Annotated in this window: 14 protein-coding genes; 2 read left to right on the top strand and 12 right to left on the bottom strand. The window is 29.9% G+C overall.

Annotation, left to right across the window (positions count from 1 at the left end; all coding sequences use genetic code 11):
- Positions 1-51: 51 nt before the first annotated feature.
- From SOR60_RS09095 to SOR60_RS09045, 11 genes are all read right to left on the bottom strand, one after another.
- On the bottom strand, positions 52-420 hold the full coding sequence (locus SOR60_RS09095; RefSeq protein WP_320595762.1) for an SPASM domain-containing protein: 369 nt from the start codon (positions 418-420) through the stop codon (positions 52-54).
- A gap of 314 nt (positions 421-734) precedes the next feature.
- Positions 735-1,217 carry an ATPase gene (locus SOR60_RS09090; protein ID WP_154538871.1) on the bottom strand — a complete coding sequence of 161 codons (483 nt, stop codon included), beginning with the start codon at positions 1,215-1,217 and terminating at the stop codon, positions 735-737.
- 2 nt (positions 1,218-1,219) lie between these two features.
- Positions 1,220-1,711, bottom strand: coding sequence for a pantetheine-phosphate adenylyltransferase (gene coaD, locus SOR60_RS09085; protein WP_154538872.1), 492 nt, complete (start codon positions 1,709-1,711; stop codon positions 1,220-1,222).
- On the bottom strand, positions 1,689-2,249 hold the full coding sequence (gene rsmD, locus SOR60_RS09080) for a 16S rRNA (guanine(966)-N(2))-methyltransferase RsmD (RefSeq protein WP_154538873.1): 561 nt from the start codon (positions 2,247-2,249) through the stop codon (positions 1,689-1,691). Before rsmD ends, coaD begins: the two co-directional genes overlap by 23 nt.
- Positions 2,249-4,228, bottom strand: a complete 1,980-nt coding sequence (locus SOR60_RS09075; RefSeq protein ID WP_320595761.1) for an ATP-dependent DNA helicase RecG — start codon at positions 4,226-4,228, stop codon at positions 2,249-2,251. The genes rsmD and SOR60_RS09075 overlap by 1 nt, the downstream gene beginning before the upstream one ends.
- Before the next feature lie 3 nt (positions 4,229-4,231).
- Positions 4,232-5,797, bottom strand: coding sequence for a DAK2 domain-containing protein (locus tag SOR60_RS09070; protein WP_320595760.1), 1,566 nt, complete (start codon positions 5,795-5,797; stop codon positions 4,232-4,234).
- 7 nt (positions 5,798-5,804) lie between these two features.
- On the bottom strand, positions 5,805-6,158 hold the full coding sequence (locus SOR60_RS09065) for an Asp23/Gls24 family envelope stress response protein (RefSeq protein ID WP_320595759.1): 354 nt from the start codon (positions 6,156-6,158) through the stop codon (positions 5,805-5,807).
- 496 nt (positions 6,159-6,654) lie between these two features.
- Positions 6,655-10,185: a pyruvate:ferredoxin (flavodoxin) oxidoreductase gene (gene nifJ, locus SOR60_RS09060; RefSeq protein ID WP_320595758.1), complete on the bottom strand. Its 3,531-nt coding sequence runs from the start codon at positions 10,183-10,185 to the stop codon at positions 6,655-6,657.
- Positions 10,186-10,287: 102 nt separating this feature from the next.
- On the bottom strand, positions 10,288-11,214 hold the full coding sequence (gene hprK / locus SOR60_RS09055) for an HPr(Ser) kinase/phosphatase (RefSeq protein WP_154538878.1): 927 nt from the start codon (positions 11,212-11,214) through the stop codon (positions 10,288-10,290).
- A gap of 9 nt (positions 11,215-11,223) precedes the next feature.
- A complete protein-coding gene (uvrC, locus tag SOR60_RS09050) occupies positions 11,224-13,071 on the bottom strand; it encodes an excinuclease ABC subunit UvrC (protein ID WP_320595763.1) in 1,848 nt (615 codons plus the stop codon).
- Complete coding sequence (locus SOR60_RS09045) at positions 13,071-14,840, bottom strand: aminopeptidase P family protein (protein ID WP_154538880.1); 1,770 nt, start codon at positions 14,838-14,840, stop codon at positions 13,071-13,073. The genes uvrC and SOR60_RS09045 overlap by 1 nt, the downstream gene beginning before the upstream one ends.
- Before the next feature lie 134 nt (positions 14,841-14,974).
- On the opposite strand from SOR60_RS09045, the gene ychF reads away from it, so the two are divergent.
- Together ychF and SOR60_RS09035 are read left to right on the top strand one after the other, a co-directional pair.
- Positions 14,975-16,072, top strand: coding sequence for a redox-regulated ATPase YchF (gene ychF / locus SOR60_RS09040; RefSeq protein ID WP_320595756.1), 1,098 nt, complete (start codon positions 14,975-14,977; stop codon positions 16,070-16,072).
- Positions 16,073-16,079: 7 nt separating this feature from the next.
- A complete protein-coding gene (locus SOR60_RS09035; RefSeq protein ID WP_176269284.1) occupies positions 16,080-16,697 on the top strand; it encodes a thymidine kinase in 618 nt (205 codons plus the stop codon).
- Positions 16,698-16,731: 34 nt separating this feature from the next.
- Here SOR60_RS09035 and SOR60_RS09030 read toward each other — a convergent pair whose 3' ends face one another.
- Complete coding sequence (locus tag SOR60_RS09030) at positions 16,732-17,913, bottom strand: acetyl-CoA C-acetyltransferase (RefSeq protein WP_176269283.1); 1,182 nt, start codon at positions 17,911-17,913, stop codon at positions 16,732-16,734.
- Positions 17,914-18,067: the final 154 nt, after the last annotated feature.

Raw genomic sequence — 18,067 nt, 5'->3', positions numbered from 1 at the left:
CAATTAGAGATATTATAAGAGATTTTTTATTTTTAAAAATATATTCTTTAATCATGATCTTGATTCCTTGATTTTTTCCTTTATATATTTATCTTTAATTTTTCTTTTAAATTCACATAATCTTCCATGTTTAGATTGTTTATAAAACAAAATAGATGCTGGACATACAGAGCAAGAATTTTTATTTATACACTCTTTACATCTTTTAAATTTCCTAATAGATTGTAAAATATTTGTTATCTTTCTGAGTTTAGAATTAAAAATATGTCCCTTATTATATTCTCCTAATTTGTAATCACCATGTCCTAAAAACATATGACAAGGTATAATATTTAGAAATGGATCAATTGCAAAAGAATGGATCCCTGCATCACAAAATAAATCATCATAATAAGAACTTGAAAACGATTTGTCTGACATTAATTTATTAGCTATATTGTTTTCAATATCTAAATTATTTCTTTATCTATATCTTTAAATTCTAAAGTATCATCACCATAACAATCTACAATAAGTGTCTTTGTATTTATTTAAGCAATATTTTTAAAAATTTTAAAAATTTGATTTTAATAGAATATAACATATTATATTTAATTAATTATAATTGAATTTATTATACATAAGATAATTAATATTATTACTTAGAATATTAGTATTGTAATATTTTAGATAAAAAATAAACTCTAAATCATAAAAACTATGCGTTCTATGATAAAGAATTCATTTTTTAATTCTTATTTTTGATTTAATATATGTTGCCTGTTTTTTTCTAGAGATTGAGCTAGTTTATTAAAATTGTCACTAGATTTAGAAAATAATTGATCTACATATTGATAAGATTGTTTTTTAATACTATTTGCTTGATTGTTTGCTTCTTCAATTATTCTTCTAGCTTCATCTTTGGCCTGAGTTGTTATTTGATGTTCCGAAATCATCTTTTGATATTGGTTTTTAGCTTGTTCTTTGAAATTATTAATTTGACTATTAGCATTTTCTATTTTTGACTTAGCTTCATTTTCTGCTTCTTGTAAAATTCTATCCTTTTCATCATTAATCCATTGAGCATTTTTAATTTCTGCTGGTAATGAATCTCTCATTTCTCTTACAATTTCAAATATTTCATCTGGGTCTACTGAAACCTTTCTTGAAAATGGAACAGAACTAGCATTATCCATTATATCTTCTATTTCATCAATTAATTCATTAATATTTGCCATAATTACCTTCCTCCTATATCAACCTTATCTTCTATAGCTTTTTTTACATTTTTTGATACAAATTTGGATACATCTCCACCAAAACTTGCTAGCTCTCTCACTCCGCTTGAACTTATAAAGGAGTATCTTGGGTCTGATAGCAAAAATATAGTTTCAAAACCTGGATAAAGGCTAGAGTTAAATTGTGCAATGTTAATTTCATATTCATAATCAGTCACAGCCCTTATACCTCTGACAATTGTCTTTGAATTTTCTTTTTTTGCAAAATCTACTAGCAAACCATCAAATTCTTTTACAACAACATTATCTAACTTGTATTCTTTTATGTCTTGCTTAATTAATTCTATTCTCTCTTCAATTGAAAAAAGAGTGTGTTTGACTTCATTTATTAATATAGCTACCACAACTTCATCAAACATTTTACTAAGTCTTTCAATTATATCTAAATGTCCAATAGTAATTGGGTCAAAGCTACCTGGATATATCACTTTCATAGCAATAAAATTTCACGATTTTCCTTCCATATTTTTTTTCTTTGATTAGTCTTAAATAATCCATGTCAGAAAAATCTAAATTTCTATCTGATTCGCTTATTATTATACCATTATTCTTCAATAAATGATAGTTTAATATAAGCTCTAGACTAATTTTAAGATAATCTTCTTTGTAGGGAGGATCTAAGAATATGTAATCAAATTTATAAGACTTATCCCTACAAATTTCTAAAGTTTTTCTAAAATCTCCTTTTATAGTTTCATTCTTTTTGTTAGAAATTTTTTCTAAATTTTCTTTAAGTATCTGATAATTAGACCTGTTTAATTCTCCAAATACAACAAAACTTGCTCCATGGGACAGAAATTCTATACCCATTTGACCAGTGCAAGCAAATAAGTCAAGTGCTGTAAAACTTTCCTTATAAGGATATAGTATAGTAAATATTGCCTCTTTTACTTTATTATCTGTTGGTCTTGAGTTTTTTGCTTTTGGAGATTTAAGATTAAATCCCTTATAGATTCCTGATATTACTCTCATTAGTTTAGTACAATTCCCTTATCAATGTTAAAATAATTTTCTAGATATTTTAGGTTTATATTTTTGAAATTTTCCTCTTTTGAAAATTCGAAAATTTCAAAACACAAATTAATCTCATTTTCTTTTAAGTTAAAATAGTCTATGTCATTTAAGTTTTTACCATGCTGAATTGTAGATAATATTTTCCCAGCACCTCTAAGCTTTAGATCTTTTCTAGCAATTTCAAAACCATCGTTAGAGTTTTTTATAATATTAAGCTTACTCTTTTCATTGAATTTTTCACATATTAAATAGCAATAAGACTCATACCTACCCCTACCTATTCTTCCTCTAAGTTGGTGAAGAGAAGATAGACCAAAATTATTGGCGTTGTATATAAGCATAGTATTAGCATTTTTAACATCTATACCAACCTCAATTATAGTTGTTGATATAAGTATATCTATATTTCCCTTTGAAAATTCTTTAAGTATATCTTCTTTTTCAATTGATTTTAATTTTCCATGAAGCTTTTTAACCTTATATTCTCTAAAGTTACTCTTATAATAAGAATATAAGTTTTCAACAGAATTCTTATCATCACTATCTATAGAATCACTTACTATATAAACTTGCCTACCCTCAGCTAATACTTTTTTTAACTTATTATCAATTGAGTTTCTCATAGATTCAAGAATTATTTCTGTTCTTATTTCTCCTCTTCCCTTAGGTAGCTCTGTTATTTGTGATAAATTCAACAATTTCGAAATTTTTAGATAAAGTGTTCTAGGTATAGGTGTAGCAGTCATTGTAAGATAATTAGCATTACTTCCCTTTTGATAGAGACTTTGTCTTTGTCTTACACCAAATCTATGTTGTTCATCAGCTACTATAAATTTCAGATTATTAAAATCTACATCGTCAACTATTAAGGCATGGGTACCTATAAGAATGTCAATTTTACCTTTTTTAAGATCCATTTTAATCTTATCTTTATTTTTAGTCGATGATGTAAGAAGAGAAACTTTAAGGCCAAAAGATTCAATAAAATCTTTGTTTTTCTCATATTGTTGACTTGCTAGCACCTCTGTTGGTACCATCATTGCAGATTGGTATTTATTTAAACCAAAAATAATCATACTTATGATTGCTATAATTGTTTTTCCACTTCCAACATCTCCACAAAGTAGTCTATTCATAGGACTATTGCTATTTATATCATTTAAAATGTCGACCAATGACTTATACTGACTTGAGGTTAGCTCAAAATCAAGTTTTCCTAAAATTTCATCAAGATTATACTCTAAATCTAATTTTTGATAGTAGTTCTCCTTATTCATCAGATATATAAAAATCAATTCTTTTAAGAAATCTACAATTTTTATTTCAGACTTTGCTTTTTTTAATTTAATAATTGAACTTGGGCTATGAATTTCCTTTAAATTTGATAATTTACTAGAAAATTCAAACTTTCTTATTAGCTTGTTACCTAAAAAATTTTCATCCATATTGTAGTATTTTAAGGCCTCATTGATAAAATTTCGTAGGTTATTATTTGTTATAGATCTAGTTAAAGAATAGATTGGAATGATACTTCCAATACTTAAATCTTTAAGATTTGTAAACATCGGGTTATAACATTCAAAATTTTGCCCATCAGTTTTAACTTTGGTATAAAACTTATATGTCTCACCTATCTTCAGTTTTCTTGGTGAAAACTTATCATTAAACCATATTAATTTTATTTTTTTTTCATTTTCACTAGCATAAAGATAAGATATGGTAGATTTTCTTGAATACTTCATATAAATTTTTGATTCGATAGTCCATTCAAAATAGTGCTTGTTTTCATCAATATTTGAAGATAACATAAATTTTTTTGACCTATCCTCATACTCTTTTGGATAATAATTATATAAGTCACTAACTGAATTTATTGATAATCTTTGCAAACATTCTTTCTTCTTTTTACCAATACCCTTAATATCAGTAAGATCCATTATTTACTCCAGGGTAATTGTGTAATAATAAAGAGGTTGACCTCCATAAATCAATTCTACATCAACATCCTTAAATTTCTTTTCAATAGATTTTGAAAATTTCTTAGCTTCCTTATCATCAACGTCCTCACCATAGTATATGGTAATTAAAGAAGTATCTTCATCGACAGCCTTGACTAAAGTATCCTTGGCAGTCCTATCTATAGTTTTTTTGCTTGTTACAATCTTATTATCAACAATTCCTATATATTCATTCTTTTTAATCGAAATATTATTTACATTGGTATCCCTGACTGCTATAGTCACTTCGCATACTTTGACATCTTCAATAGCTTCATTGAAATTCTCCATATTTTTATCTAATGACTGAGACTCATCAAATGATAAAAGTGCAGAAAATGATTCTGGTATTGATTTAGTTTCAACCACTCTACAATTTTTTTCGGATAAATCACAAGCTTGTTTAGCACTCATTATTATATTTTTATTATTTGGAAAAATTATAACATTTTCACTATCAATTTTTTCAATGGCCTTATAGATGTCTTCAGTAGATGGATTCATAGTTTGTCCGCCTGAGATAATTTTATCCACATTTAGGCTTTCAAATACCTTATCATATCCCTCTCCTCTGGATATAGCAATAAAACCATATTTTTTAGAAGGTTTTTTATTAACATTAATATTTGCTAAAACATCTGGATTTGTATTTTCTATATTTAACTTAATCACATCATAATTTTTGATTATATCATATAGGTCATTTAAGCTATCACAATCAAAAGACACATCAAGTAACCCATTATCAATGTTTGTGCTTAAAGATGATGATATGTTATAAAATTTTTCTTCTAAAATTTTATAATCCTCATCTATTAATAAAATTAAATCAACATTATAGGATTTTGAAGGAATATCTTTTATTTCAAGTTTAGATAAGTCTGTTTCAATATCAATATCAGAATTAAGGGCTTTGAGAGCACCTTCTAATAAAAACATAAGTCCTTGACCACCTGAATCTACTACTTTTGCTTCTTTCAATACTGGTAGCAGATTAGGTGTATCTAATAAGGCCTTTTGACCTTTATTAATAATTTTTAAAAGATACTTATCTATATCAATATTATCTATATAAGAGTTTTCTGCTTCTTCAGCCATCAATCTTGATACTGTAAGAATAGTGCCTTCAGTAGGTTTCATTACAGCCTTATATGCTGTTTCATTGGCAACTTTAAAAATCTCCTTAATCTCTAATGCACTAATTGTATCTTTTCCCTTAATAGCCTTAGCCATACCCCTACAAAGTTGGGATAGGATAACTCCTGAATTTCCACGAGCCCCCATTAAGGTACCTTGGCTTAGAAGCTTTGCTATCTCATAGCAAGAACTTGTATCAATGCTCTTAACTTTGTCTACTCCAGACTTCATTGTCATAGTCATATTTGTACCAGTGTCTCCATCTGGCACTGGAAATACATTTAAACTATCCACAATATCTCTTTTCTCATTTAAAAGTTCGAAAGCCTTCACAATAAGGATTTTGAACTTAGAACTATCAATTTTCTTCATAATTCACCTAATTTTTAATTCCTTGAACTAATATATTCACATGATTTACACTAACATTTAGAGAGTGTTCAATATTATATTTAACATTTTCTATAATATTTTGACATACCACTGCGATTCTAACACCATAATTTAGTATCAAAGATATTTCTACTGTTACTGAACCGTCTATATTCCTTGAAACTTTCACACCCATATTCATATTATCTAGACCTAAAAGTTTATATATTCCATCTTTTGTACTTCTGCTTGCAAGTCCTACCACTCCATAAGACTCCATAACAGAAGATGCAGCAATATTTGCAATTACTGTTTCTGATATACTTACTTTACCGTAATTGTTTTTATATTTAATTGCCATATACTCCTCCATTAATTTTCTTCTAATTATCATTATACCATTAATTAGTCTCCTAGTATAATTGTATAAAAGTATTATATATAGTAATTTCTAAGATTGTCAAACATATGTAATAATCCTAGAAAAAAGTAAGCTTCAATACCCTATAACTGTCTATAATTTATTGTAAGTTGTTTGTAATTTATATTAATCTATGTGTATTTTTATATTTATTAACATTTTCCATAAAATTACTATGAATTTTACTTAATATAAGTGTTGCATTAGTTTTACAATTTATCAAACAATAAAAATAACCTTAAATTTGTTAAAAATCAAATTTAAGGTTATCTTAGAGTTAATATTTAATTTTAAGAAACAAGCTAATTATGAGTCTGAAGCGATATAATATAGTTTTAGTCGTTTTATTTAATCAATTTAAACCTATCATGTAAGCACTTTTAAAAACAATTATTGTCTAGAAAAATATTAGCAAGTTCTAATTTAAATGATTTTCCTATTTTCCAGCTAATCTCTTGTATGTTTGATATCTATCGTTAGCAGCTTTTTCTGCTTCTTGATACAACTGATCAGCAGTTTCTGGGAATGATCTCTTAAGTGAAGAATATCTTACTTCTCCTCGAATAAATTCTTGGAATGATTCTTTAGGTTCTTTAGAATCTAATTGGAATGGATTCTTTCCTTCATCAGCAAGTCTTGGATCAAATCTCCATAAGTGCCAGTAACCTGCATCAACTGCTTGTTTTTCTCTAAATTGAGATTTACCCATACCAATTCTGATACCGTGGTTGATACATGGAGCATAACAAATAATTAGAGATGGTCCATCATAACTTTCAGCTTCTTTCATAGCTTTTATTGTTTGATTTTGATTAGCTCCCATAGCTACTTGTGCTACATAAACATAACCATATGAAGTCATCATCAAGCCAAGATCTTTCTTTTTAACCTTCTTACCACTTGCAGCAAATTGTGCAACTGCTGATAATGGTGTAGCCTTAGATGATTGTCCACCTGTATTTGAGTAAACTTCTGTATCAAATACTAGTATGTTTATATTTTCTCCACTAGCAAGTACATGGTCTAGTCCACCAAATCCTATATCATAGCTCCATCCATCACCACCAAAAATCCATACTGATTTTTTAATCATATAATCTTTTAATGTATAGATTTTGTGTAATAAGTCTTTAGCCTTTTCATCTGATACTGATCTAGCTTTATCTTCAAGGTTTATAATCTTAGCTGTTGCTTCTTTAGAAGCCTTAACATATTCTTTTCCCTCAAGCCATGCATTAAATGCTTCACTTAATTCAGAATCAATATTAAGTTCATTAAATTCATTCATATATGTTTCAAGGAGTAATTTATTTGAGTCAGCTGCAAGTTTCATACCATATCCATATTCTGCTGCATCTTCAAATAGAGAGTTACCCCAAGCTGGACCCTTACCGCAAGCATTTGTTGTATATGGTGTAGCTGGTGATGAAGCTCCCCAGATTGATGAACATCCTGTAGCATTTGCAATGTACATTCTATCACCAAATAGTTGAGTTACAAGCTTGGCATATGGTGTTTCACCACAACCAGCACAAGCACCTGAGAATTCAAGAAGTGGTTGTTTAAATTGAGATCCTTTAAGTGTCATTGGATCCATAACATCTTCTTTATATCCTACTACTTCATGTGCATATTCCCAATGATCTTTTTCAAGTTCAACTTGTTGTTCGAAAGGTTTCATTAGCAAGGCTTTTTTTGGAGCTGGACATACATCAGCACAATTTCCACAACCTGTACAATCAAGTGGTGAAACTTGAATTCTGAATTCATAACCATCCATTCCCTTACCAATTGCTTTCTTTGTTTCAAATCCTTCTGGTGCATTTGCTTTTTCTTCTTCTGTTACTAAGAATGGTCTAATTACAGCATGAGGACAAACATATGAGCATTGGTTACATTGTATACAATTATCTATTTGCCATTCAGGTACATTAAGAGCAATTCCTCTTTTTTCATATTTAGTTGTACCTGGTTCAAAGTCTCCATTAGTACTATCTTTGAAAGCTGATACTGGTAGTTCATCTTCTTTTTGCTCAATCATTGGTTTAACGATATTTTTAATGAATTCTGGAAGTTCTTTTTCTTCTTTTTCTTCATCTTTTGCATCAGCCCAAGATTCAGGAACTTCAACTTTAACTACTGCATCAATTCCTTCATCTACTGCTTTGTAGTTCATATTTACTATGTCGTCACCTTTGTGACCATATGATTTAACTATAGAATCTTTTAAGTATTTAACAGCTTCATCTATAGGAATTACTTGTGATAAGTTAAAGAATGCTGATTGCATTATCATATTTGTTCTTGAACCTAATCCTACTCTTTCAGCTATGTGAGATGCATCAATAATATAGAATTCTATATTGTGTTTAGCTAAATATCTCTTCATTTTTGCTGGAAGGTGTTCTTCAAGTTCATCTACTGACCATGAACAGTTAAGTAAGAAAGTTCCTCCATCTTTAAGACCTTCAAGTAAGTCATATTGATTAACATAAGCTGGTTTTGAACATGAAATAAAGTCAGCTTCATCTAGTAGGTAAGTTGATTTAATAGGGTTTGAACCAAATCTTAAGTGAGATACTGTTAAACCACCTGATTTTTTAGAGTCATAGTCAAAGTAGCCTTGAGCATACATTTCTGTATTATCACCAATGATTTTTATTGCTTGTTTGTTAGCACCAACTGTTCCATCAGATCCAAATCCCCAGAATTTACATCTGTGAGTTCCCTCTTGTCTAATTCTTAAGTCAGTTCTTTCAAGTGATTTATATGTTAAATCATCAGTAATTGAAAGTGTAAAGTCATCTTTCATTTCACCTTCAAGATTGTTAAACACTGCTTCAATATCTGCAGGTATTGTATCTTTAGATGAAAGTCCATATCTTCCACCAATTATTTGTGGTTTATCTTCAACATCATAGTATGCTGATTTAACATCTAATAATAATGGTTCGCCAATTGAGCCTTTTTCTTTTGTTCTATCAAGTACAGCTATTTTCTTAACTGTTTTTGGTATAGCTTTTAATAAGTGATCTTTAGAGAATGGTCTGTAAAGATGAACTTCTATCATACCAACTTTTCTTCCGTCTTCTATTAACTTATCAATTGCTTCTTCAGCTGCTTGACAAACTGAACCCATAGCTATAATAATTTCTTCAGCATCATCTGCACCATAGAAATTGAATAATTCATAATTTGTTCCGATTAATTCATTTATCTTGTGCATGTAATTTTCTGTGATTCCAACGATGTCTGTATAAGCTGGATTAGAAGCTTCCATTCTTTGGAAGAAAATATTCTTTTCAGATGTACCAATTGTTTTTGGTCTTTCTGGATTTAATGATTCATTTTTAAATTTATCAACTGCTTCATAATCTACTAATGGAGCTAAATCATCATAATCCCAAACTTCTATTTTTTGAATTTCATGACTTGTTCTGAAACCATCAAAGAAGTTGCAAAATGGAATTCTTCCTTCTATAGCTGATAAGTGAGCTACTGGAGATAAGTCCATTACTTCTTGAACTGAGCCTGAGCATAGCATAGCAAATCCTGTTTGTCTTGCTGCCATAACATCAGAATGATCTCCATAAATTGAAAGTGCGTGAGTAGCTAAAGTTCTAGCTGCAACATGGAATACACCTGGTAATCTTTCTCCAGCAATTTTATACATATTAGGAATCATTAATAATAATCCTTGACTTGCTGTATATGTAGTAGTAAGTGCTCCTGCTGCTAATGCACCGTGTACAGCTCCTGCTGCACCTGCTTCTGATTGCATTTCTTTAACTTCTACTGGTCTTCCGAATACATTCTTTCTACCGTTTGCTGCCCATACATCTACTGATTCAGGCATTGGTGATGAAGGTGTTATAGGATAGATTGTTGCAACATCAGTAAACGCATATGATACGTGAGCTGCTGCTGTATTACCATCCATAGTCTTCATAGCTCTTTTAATTGTCATTTAAGACCTCCTAAAAATTATATGAATCAATTATCGTTAACACTATTATGAGTATAATAAATATCCTTATTTAAGTCAAGTAATTAATGATTTAAAAAATGTCTAGTCTTCTAAATCATTAAATAAGTTTTCGGTCATTACCTTTGCTGCGTTATATCCCATAGACTTTTCTCTTTGGTTCATTGCTGCCACTTCTACAATCATAGCAATATTTCTTCCAGCTCTCACAGGAACAAGAATTTTAGGAAGTTGAACTCCTAAAAGGTCTGTATAATGATCATCTAATCCTAACCTATCATATTCATAATCTTCTCTCCAATGTTCAAGCTCAATTACCATATCAATATCTGTATATACCTTAACTGAACCTGTACCATAAAGCCTTCTAATATCTAATATCCCAAGACCTCTTATTTCTGTATAGTGTCTTATATTTTTTGGAGCCTGACCTACAACTTTATTATCATAGGATGCAATTTCCACTAAATCATCAGCAACAAGTCTATGACCTCTTGATACAAGATCAAGTGCCGTTTCACTTTTCCCTACTGAACTTTCCCCTAATATAAGTACACCTACACCGTATACTTCAAGTAACTCTCCATGAACTTGAGTTCTTTGAGCAAATACATATTCTAACTCTTGGGATATAAGTGAAGTAAGCCTTGTTGTAGGAAGTTTACTTCTTAATATACTTATATCATAATAGTCAGCTAAGTCTAGCATATCTTTGGGTAGTCCTGCATTGTATGAGAAAATTATTGCGGGCATATTATATGATAAAATACCTCTAAATCTTTCATATTGCATTCTATTATCAAGACTTGTTAGGTAGTTATACTCGACACTTCCTATTATTTGCAAACGTCTATAAGGAAATTCTTCCAAAAAACCTGTAAGTTGTAATCCTGGTCTATTGATATCAGGACTTGTAATCTCAACTTCATCAAAGTCACTTGACTTATGAACTATTTCAAGCTTTAGATTATTTACTACATCCCTTAATTTTACACTAGTTCTTCTAGTCATATTCTCCCCTTAACTATTTAGTTTAAAGTACTTAATTATATCAAGAGCCTGATTTTTACTAATTAAATCAACCTCCATCAACTCTTCTAAATTTGCATTTTTTATATTATTAATCGTTTTAAAGTGATTAAATAAATTTTCTTTCTTTTTTTTGCCTATTCCCTTTATATTATCAAGCTCTGACTTTTTCATTGCATTTGTCATAAGTTTTCTATGATAATTTATTGCAAACCTATGGGCCTCTTCTTGAATTTCATATATGAGTTTATAGACTGGATCTCTTCTTTTTATACTTATTTCCTGATTTTCATAAATAATAGCCCTTGTCGTATGTTTATTATCTTTTACAAGTCCTGCTACTTCTATGTTTAAATTGAATTTTTTAAGTACTGTTTTTGCAATCTTTACTTGCCCCTTACCACCATCCATCAAAATCAAGTCTGGAAGTTTACCAAATCCTGTAGATGTATTATTTTCCTTTATTTCTTTTTCTCCTCTTTTAAATCTTCTTGTTAATACTTCTTCTAATGAAGCATAATCATCTGGTCCTTCTACTGTTTTTATCTTAAATTTCCTATATTCTGTTCTCTCAGGTAATCCATCTTCAAATACTACCATAGACCCTACTGTTTGAACCCCAGCAGTATTGGAAATATCATAAGCTTCAATTCTTTTAATGGACTTAAGATTTAAAACCTGCTTAAGACCATTAAGTCCCCTATGTTTTTTCCTCTCCTTTTCTTCGAGTCTTTTTTCATATTTTTTCATCATATCACTAGCATTTCTTTCAGCCATTTTAATCAAATCTTTTTTTCTACCTAATTTAGGTTGAATTATAGAAACCTTGGAGCCTTTTTTCTTTTCAATAAATGAGGTTAATGCACCAAGATCTGAGGGTAGAATAGCTACCAAAATTTCTTTAGGAATATACATAAGATTTAAATAAAATTGTTTCATAAAAGATGCCATAATATCTTCTTCTCTTTCTCTATAATCATCTTTTAATATAAAATGTTCCCTATCCACAATTTTTCCATCTCTCATGAAAAATACCTGCATAGTTACATAAAATAATCCCTTGCTCATAGCTATAATATCAATATCTTCTTGATTTGTATTTGTAACCTTTTGTTTTTGAGAAATTGTAGAAAGCGCCCTATGATAGTCTCTATACTTAGCTGCATTTTCAAAATCAAGATTCTTACTCGCATAATTCATTTTATCTATTACAAGCTTCGGTATTTCATTAGACTTATTTTCTAAAAATTCTCTAATTGTTTTTATATTTTCCATATAGGATTTTTCTTTTTCTTTACCTATACAAGGTCCATTGCATCTTTTTATATAGTAATTAAGACAAGGTCTATCTAATTGTTGTCCCTTGTCAAAATTAATATTACAAGTCCTAAAAGGAAAAAGTATGTGAAATAATTCTATAACATCGTTGACAGCATAAGCATCAGGATAAGGTCCATAATAATGACCCTTATCCCTTTTTACATTTCTTACCTTTTCTATTCTAGGATATTTTTCATTTGTAATTTTTATATAAGGATATTGCTTATCATCTCTTAGTACTATATTGTATTTTGGTCTATTTTTTTTAATTAAATTCGACTCTAGAACAAGGGCCTCAACTTCATTTTCAACAATTATATATTCAAATATTTCTACATGACTTACCATAGCAAGTACTTTTCTACCCTTATTGGCGTTATTGTCAAAGTACTGTCTGACACGTTTTTTTAAATTAATCGCTTTGCCTACATATATTATTTCGTCATTTTTATCCCTCATTATATAAACGCCAGGTAAATCTGGTAAGTCTTTTAATTTAGCTTTTATTTGATTATTTATCAAATTTCCCTACAACTCTCTTTCAAATATTCTAAATCACTTCCTTCAAGATATGGAGAAAGAATTTCTTCACATTTCTTATTATATGAGTTAAGCCAGTCTATTTCCCATCTTTCTAACATATCTATATTAACAGGTCTTGTATCTATTGGAACAAAGGTTAAACATTCAAATTTCATAAATTTTCCGAATTCATTTGTAAAATCTTCCTTTACATATACTTCACTTTCAATTCTTATTCCATGCCTATTTGCTATATAGAGACCAGGTTCTATAGATGTAGTCATATTTTCTATAAATTCTGTATTATCAAAGGCTGATATCCTATTTGGTCCTTCATGAACTGTGAGTGTAAAACCCACCCCATGACCTGTACCATGGAAAAAGTCTTTTCCAGCCTTCCATAATGGATATTTTGCAATAGCATCAAGTCTTTGTCCATTTGTTTTTTCTTTAAATTTAGCGCTCATTAATGCAATATGAGACTTTAATACCAAAGTATAGTTTTCTTTTTCTTCTTCAGTAAGTTTTCCTAAGGAAATTGTTCTTGTTATATCAGTAGTTCCTTCCATATAGTGAGCTCCAGAATCAACTAGTAAAAGAGATCTTTCTTCTAAAGTCTTTGAAGATAATGAATTTGATGAATAATGAACTATAGCCCCATTTTCCTTGTAACCTGCTATAGTTTCAAAAGAATCTTCAATATAAGATTCATTCTCACTCCTTAAGTCATGAAGTTTTTTACTAGCTATAAGCTCTGTCAAAGAACCTGTTTTAGTTCCAACTTCAACCCAATTAAAGAACTTAACAAGAGTTAAAGCATCTATTAAATAAGCTTTTTTTTCATTTTCAAGTTCTACATCATTTTTGATTGCCTTCATCTTTGTAGATAAATTGATTCCTGTCATTATTCTTACATTTGAATTTATTGAATCATAAATTAATACATTAGTTCTTTCGGGATCTAGATAAATTCTATTTTTTCCCCTTATATCTTTAAGTAATGTATAAATATAGTCATATGAATGTAGCTTAACATTATTTTCTTTTAAATATTCCTCTACCTTATCATCTATTTTATCAAGGTCAACACAAAGATGAATCTCATCCATAGATATTAAAAGATATGATAAAAACACTGGATTATACTCTATATCATTTCCCCTAATATTTAGCAGATAGCATATATCTTCAGGTGAACCTATAAAATTATAATCACAATTTTTATCTTTAAGTTCAGTTCTTAACCTTTTAATCTTTGACTCTAAACTTTCCCCTACATATTCTAAATCATATACCCAAACTTTTTCTTTAGGAAGACTTGGTCTGTCATTCCATATTTTTGATATATAATCTATATCATAAACCAAAGCACGTGAACCCATATTCTCACTTAAATTTTTGTAGTCTTTTACGGAAAAACAATTACCATCAAAGCCGATTTTCCCAAACTCACTAACTTCTTCCAATAAAAACTCTTCTATGCTTGGATCTTCCTCAAAGCCAAGCTTATAAAACTCAAACTCAGTAAATTCTAGTTCTTTCTCTGCTTGAAGAAAATATCTAGAATCCGTCCAAAGCCTTGCTTTGTCCATAGTTATAACACAAGTACCTGCTGAACCAGTAAATCCAGAAATAAACTCACGGGTTTTATAATAATTACTAATATATTCTGATTGATGAGGATCAGATGTATTTACTATATAGGCGTCAATTTGACGACTTGCCATCAATTCTCGTAACTTTCTTAGTTTTTCATCTATATTCATAAAAGCTCCTTTATATTAAATCTTATCTTTCTATTATTATACCATTGTTAAATAATATAAAAATTGATTTTTTAATCCCCTTTGCATATAATAATTAAGGCTAATGAAAGAATAAAAAAAGAGAGAGTGATTAAATGAAATTAGGAATTGTTGGTCTACCAAACGTAGGCAAGTCAACACTATTTAATGCCATAACAAAGGCAGGAGCAGAAATTGCTAACTACCCATTCTGTACGATAGACCCAAATGTAGGTCTTGTAAATGTACCAGATGAAAGGTTAGACTACCTTGCAAAAATGCATAATTCAAAAAAAATAGTTCCTGCTGCAATAGAATTTTATGATATTGCAGGTCTTGTAAAAGGCGCTAGTAAAGGTGAGGGTTTAGGAAATAAATTTTTATCAAACATTAGGGAAACAGATGCAATAGTAGAAGTTTTGCGTTGCTTTAACGATCCAAATGTAACCCATGTAGACGGATCTATTGACCCATTAAGAGATATAGAGACCATAAATCTCGAGTTAATCCTTGCTGATTTAGAACTTGTTGATAAGGTATTGGTTAAAAGGGAAAAGATTGCAAAGTCTGATAAAAGTGTGAGAAATGAAGTAGAGCTTTTAAAAAAAATTAAAGAAATTTTAGAAGAAGGAAAATCAGCTAGAGTATTAAATCTTAATGATGATGATATGTCACTTCTTAAATCCTATCAACTTCTATCAACTAAACCTATAATATATGTATGTAATGTAGACGAAAGCGATGTAATTGATAATGGAAATTCAAATAAATATGTAAATCAAGTAATAGAGTTTGCAAAAGAGGAAAACTCCCAAGTATCAGTAGTAAGTGCTAAGATTGAGGAAGAGATTTCAAACCTTGATACAGATGAAGAGAAAAAGGAATTCTTGGCAATGATTGGTCTTAAAGAGTCAGGATGTGACCAAGTTATAAGAGATTCATATAAAACACTTAACTTAATTTCATTTTTAACTACAGGAGAAGATGAAACTAGAGCTTGGACAATTACTAAGGGGACAAAGGCAGTGGATGCTGCTGGAAAAATTCATACTGATATCCAAAGAGGATTTATAAAAGCCGAGATTGTAAGCTTTGATATCCTTAAAGAATATGGTAATATGGCAAAAGTTAAAGAACATGGTCAACTTCGAATGGAAGGAAAAGACTATGTTATGAAAGACGGCGATATTACGAACTTTAAATTTAATGTTTAGGTGTAATATGAAGAAACAAGCTAAACTTATTGTTCACACAGGTTCAATGTTTTCAGGAAAGACAACTTCACTTTGGAGAGAACTATATAGAATGAAGATTGCAGGGTATAAAACTGTTGCCTTTAAACCTTCAGTAGATTCAAGACATGAAGATGAAAAAATTATAAGCCACGATAATCTTGAACTTGATGCTTTGAAAATAGATTCTATAAATGACATTTTAGAATATAGTTCAAGAAATGAAGTTGATGCTATTGGAATAGATGAAGTTCAATTTTTCCCAGATAATCCAACAGAAATCGTAGAGTGTTTTCTAAAACTTATGAAGTCCCACATAACAATTGTAGTATCTGGACTTGATATGGACTATAAAGCAAGACCTTTTGAGATAGTGAAGGAACTTATGCCTATTGCAGATGAACTTATCAAACACCATGCTATCTGTGCATCATGTGGAGAAGATGCCTGGGTATCATTTAGAAAATCATATAATGAAGAGAGAATAGAAATAGGAGCTCAGGATTCATATGAACCTTTATGTAGATCTTGCTACACAAAAAAGATGAAAGATAGAGAAAAATCTAAGAACCAAATATCAATCGAAAAATATAAAAAAACACTGTAAGATTTTAAAATCTTACAGTATTTTTGTGTTTATATTATCTTTCTACAACTAGGGCAGTTCCCATTCCTCCACCTATACAGAGTGTTGCTAGACCCTTTTTAGAATCTCTTTTTTCCATTTCATATAAAAGTGTTGTAAGAATTCTTGCTCCAGATCCTCCTATTGGATGGCCTATAGCAATCGCTCCACCATTTACATTTGTTTTTTCAGGATCAAATCCCATTTCATTTCTTACTGCATAAGATTGAGCTGCAAAAGCTTCATTGGATTCAATCAAATCAAGTTCATCAACTGTAACACCGGCTTTTTCTAAAGCTTTTTTACTTGATGGGATTGGACCTGTTCCCATAATTTTTGGATCAACACCTGCTGATGCATATCCTATAATTGTTGCAAGAGGTTTTACTCCCAATTCTTTAGCTTTTTCTTCACTCATAATTACAAGACATGCTGCACCATCATTGATTCCTGATGCGTTGGCTGCTGTTACTGTACCATCTTTGATAAAAGCTGATCTAAGTTTAGAAATATTTTCTTTAGTAACTCCATCTCTTATATATTCATCATCTTCAACAACTGTAACATTACCTTTTCTGTCAGTAATTTCTACAGGAACTATTTCATCTTTAAACCTTCCTTCAGCACGAGCTTTACTTGCTCTTTGTTGACTTACTGCTGCAAGATCATCTTGCATTTCTCTTGTAATACCATATTTTTCAGCTACATTTTCAGCTGTAACCCCCATATGATAGTTATTATAAATATCCCAAAGTCCATCAATAATCATTTCATCAACAAGTTTTTTATCACCCATTCTAGCTCCCCATCTAGCTTCGTTGATTAAGAATGGAGCATTAGACATAGACTCGGTTCCTCCTGCTAAAACTACATCTACATCACCTGCTAAAATCATTTGAGCTGCTAGTGATACTGTTCTAAGACCTGAACCACAAACCTTATTAATTGTCATTGCTGGAACTGTTTCTGGAACTCCTGCCCCTAAAGAAACTTGTCTAGCAACATTTTGACCTAATCCTGCTTGTAATACACAACCTAATACTGTCTCTTCTATATCTTCTGGTTTAATTCCTGCTCTTTCAATTGCTGCTTTTGCAGCAACAACCCCTAAATCAACTGCACTTTTTGATTTTAAACTGCCTCCGAAGCTTCCTACTGGTGTTCTTGCTGCACTTGCAATAACTACTTTTCTTGTCATATTTTCCCCTTTCAATATTTGATAAATAATTAACTTATATGTAGATTATAACACGTGGTTAAAAATTTATCAAACATTTTTTGATTTTTATGAAATTCTTTATTAAAACTATTTTACTAGCTAATAAAAATATACAGGAAATAAATATATTTGC

The organism is Anaerococcus porci (assembly GCF_034090325.1).
GTDB lineage: Bacteria > Bacillota > Clostridia > Tissierellales > Peptoniphilaceae > Anaerococcus > Anaerococcus porci.
This window is presented reverse-complemented; position numbering and strand designations above follow the sequence as displayed.

What these genes read in the sequence shown, in the direction of transcription:
- nifJ (WP_320595758.1), bottom strand. Translation starts at nt 10,185, where the DNA reads ATGACAATTAAAAGAGCTATGAAGACTATGGATGGTAATACAGCAGCA.
- coaD (WP_154538872.1), bottom strand. Translation starts at nt 1,711, where the DNA reads ATGAAAGTGATATATCCAGGTAGCTTTGACCCAATTACTATTGGACAT.
- SOR60_RS09090 (WP_154538871.1), bottom strand. Translation starts at nt 1,217, where the DNA reads ATGGCAAATATTAATGAATTAATTGATGAAATAGAAGATATAATGGAT.
- SOR60_RS09045 (WP_154538880.1), bottom strand. Translation starts at nt 14,840, where the DNA reads ATGAATATAGATGAAAAACTAAGAAAGTTACGAGAATTGATGGCAAGT.
- SOR60_RS09095 (WP_320595762.1), bottom strand. Translation starts at nt 420, where the DNA reads ATGTCAGACAAATCGTTTTCAAGTTCTTATTATGATGATTTATTTTGT.
- ychF (WP_320595756.1), top strand. Translation starts at nt 14,975, where the DNA reads ATGAAATTAGGAATTGTTGGTCTACCAAACGTAGGCAAGTCAACACTA.
- SOR60_RS09070 (WP_320595760.1), bottom strand. Translation starts at nt 5,797, where the DNA reads ATGAAGAAAATTGATAGTTCTAAGTTCAAAATCCTTATTGTGAAGGCT.
- SOR60_RS09065 (WP_320595759.1), bottom strand. Translation starts at nt 6,158, where the DNA reads ATGGCAATTAAATATAAAAACAATTACGGTAAAGTAAGTATATCAGAA.
- SOR60_RS09035 (WP_176269284.1), top strand. Translation starts at nt 16,080, where the DNA reads ATGAAGAAACAAGCTAAACTTATTGTTCACACAGGTTCAATGTTTTCA.
- hprK (WP_154538878.1), bottom strand. Translation starts at nt 11,214, where the DNA reads ATGACTAGAAGAACTAGTGTAAAATTAAGGGATGTAGTAAATAATCTA.
- SOR60_RS09075 (WP_320595761.1), bottom strand. Translation starts at nt 4,228, where the DNA reads ATGGATCTTACTGATATTAAGGGTATTGGTAAAAAGAAGAAAGAATGT.
- rsmD (WP_154538873.1), bottom strand. Translation starts at nt 2,249, where the DNA reads ATGAGAGTAATATCAGGAATCTATAAGGGATTTAATCTTAAATCTCCA.
- SOR60_RS09030 (WP_176269283.1), bottom strand. Translation starts at nt 17,913, where the DNA reads ATGACAAGAAAAGTAGTTATTGCAAGTGCAGCAAGAACACCAGTAGGA.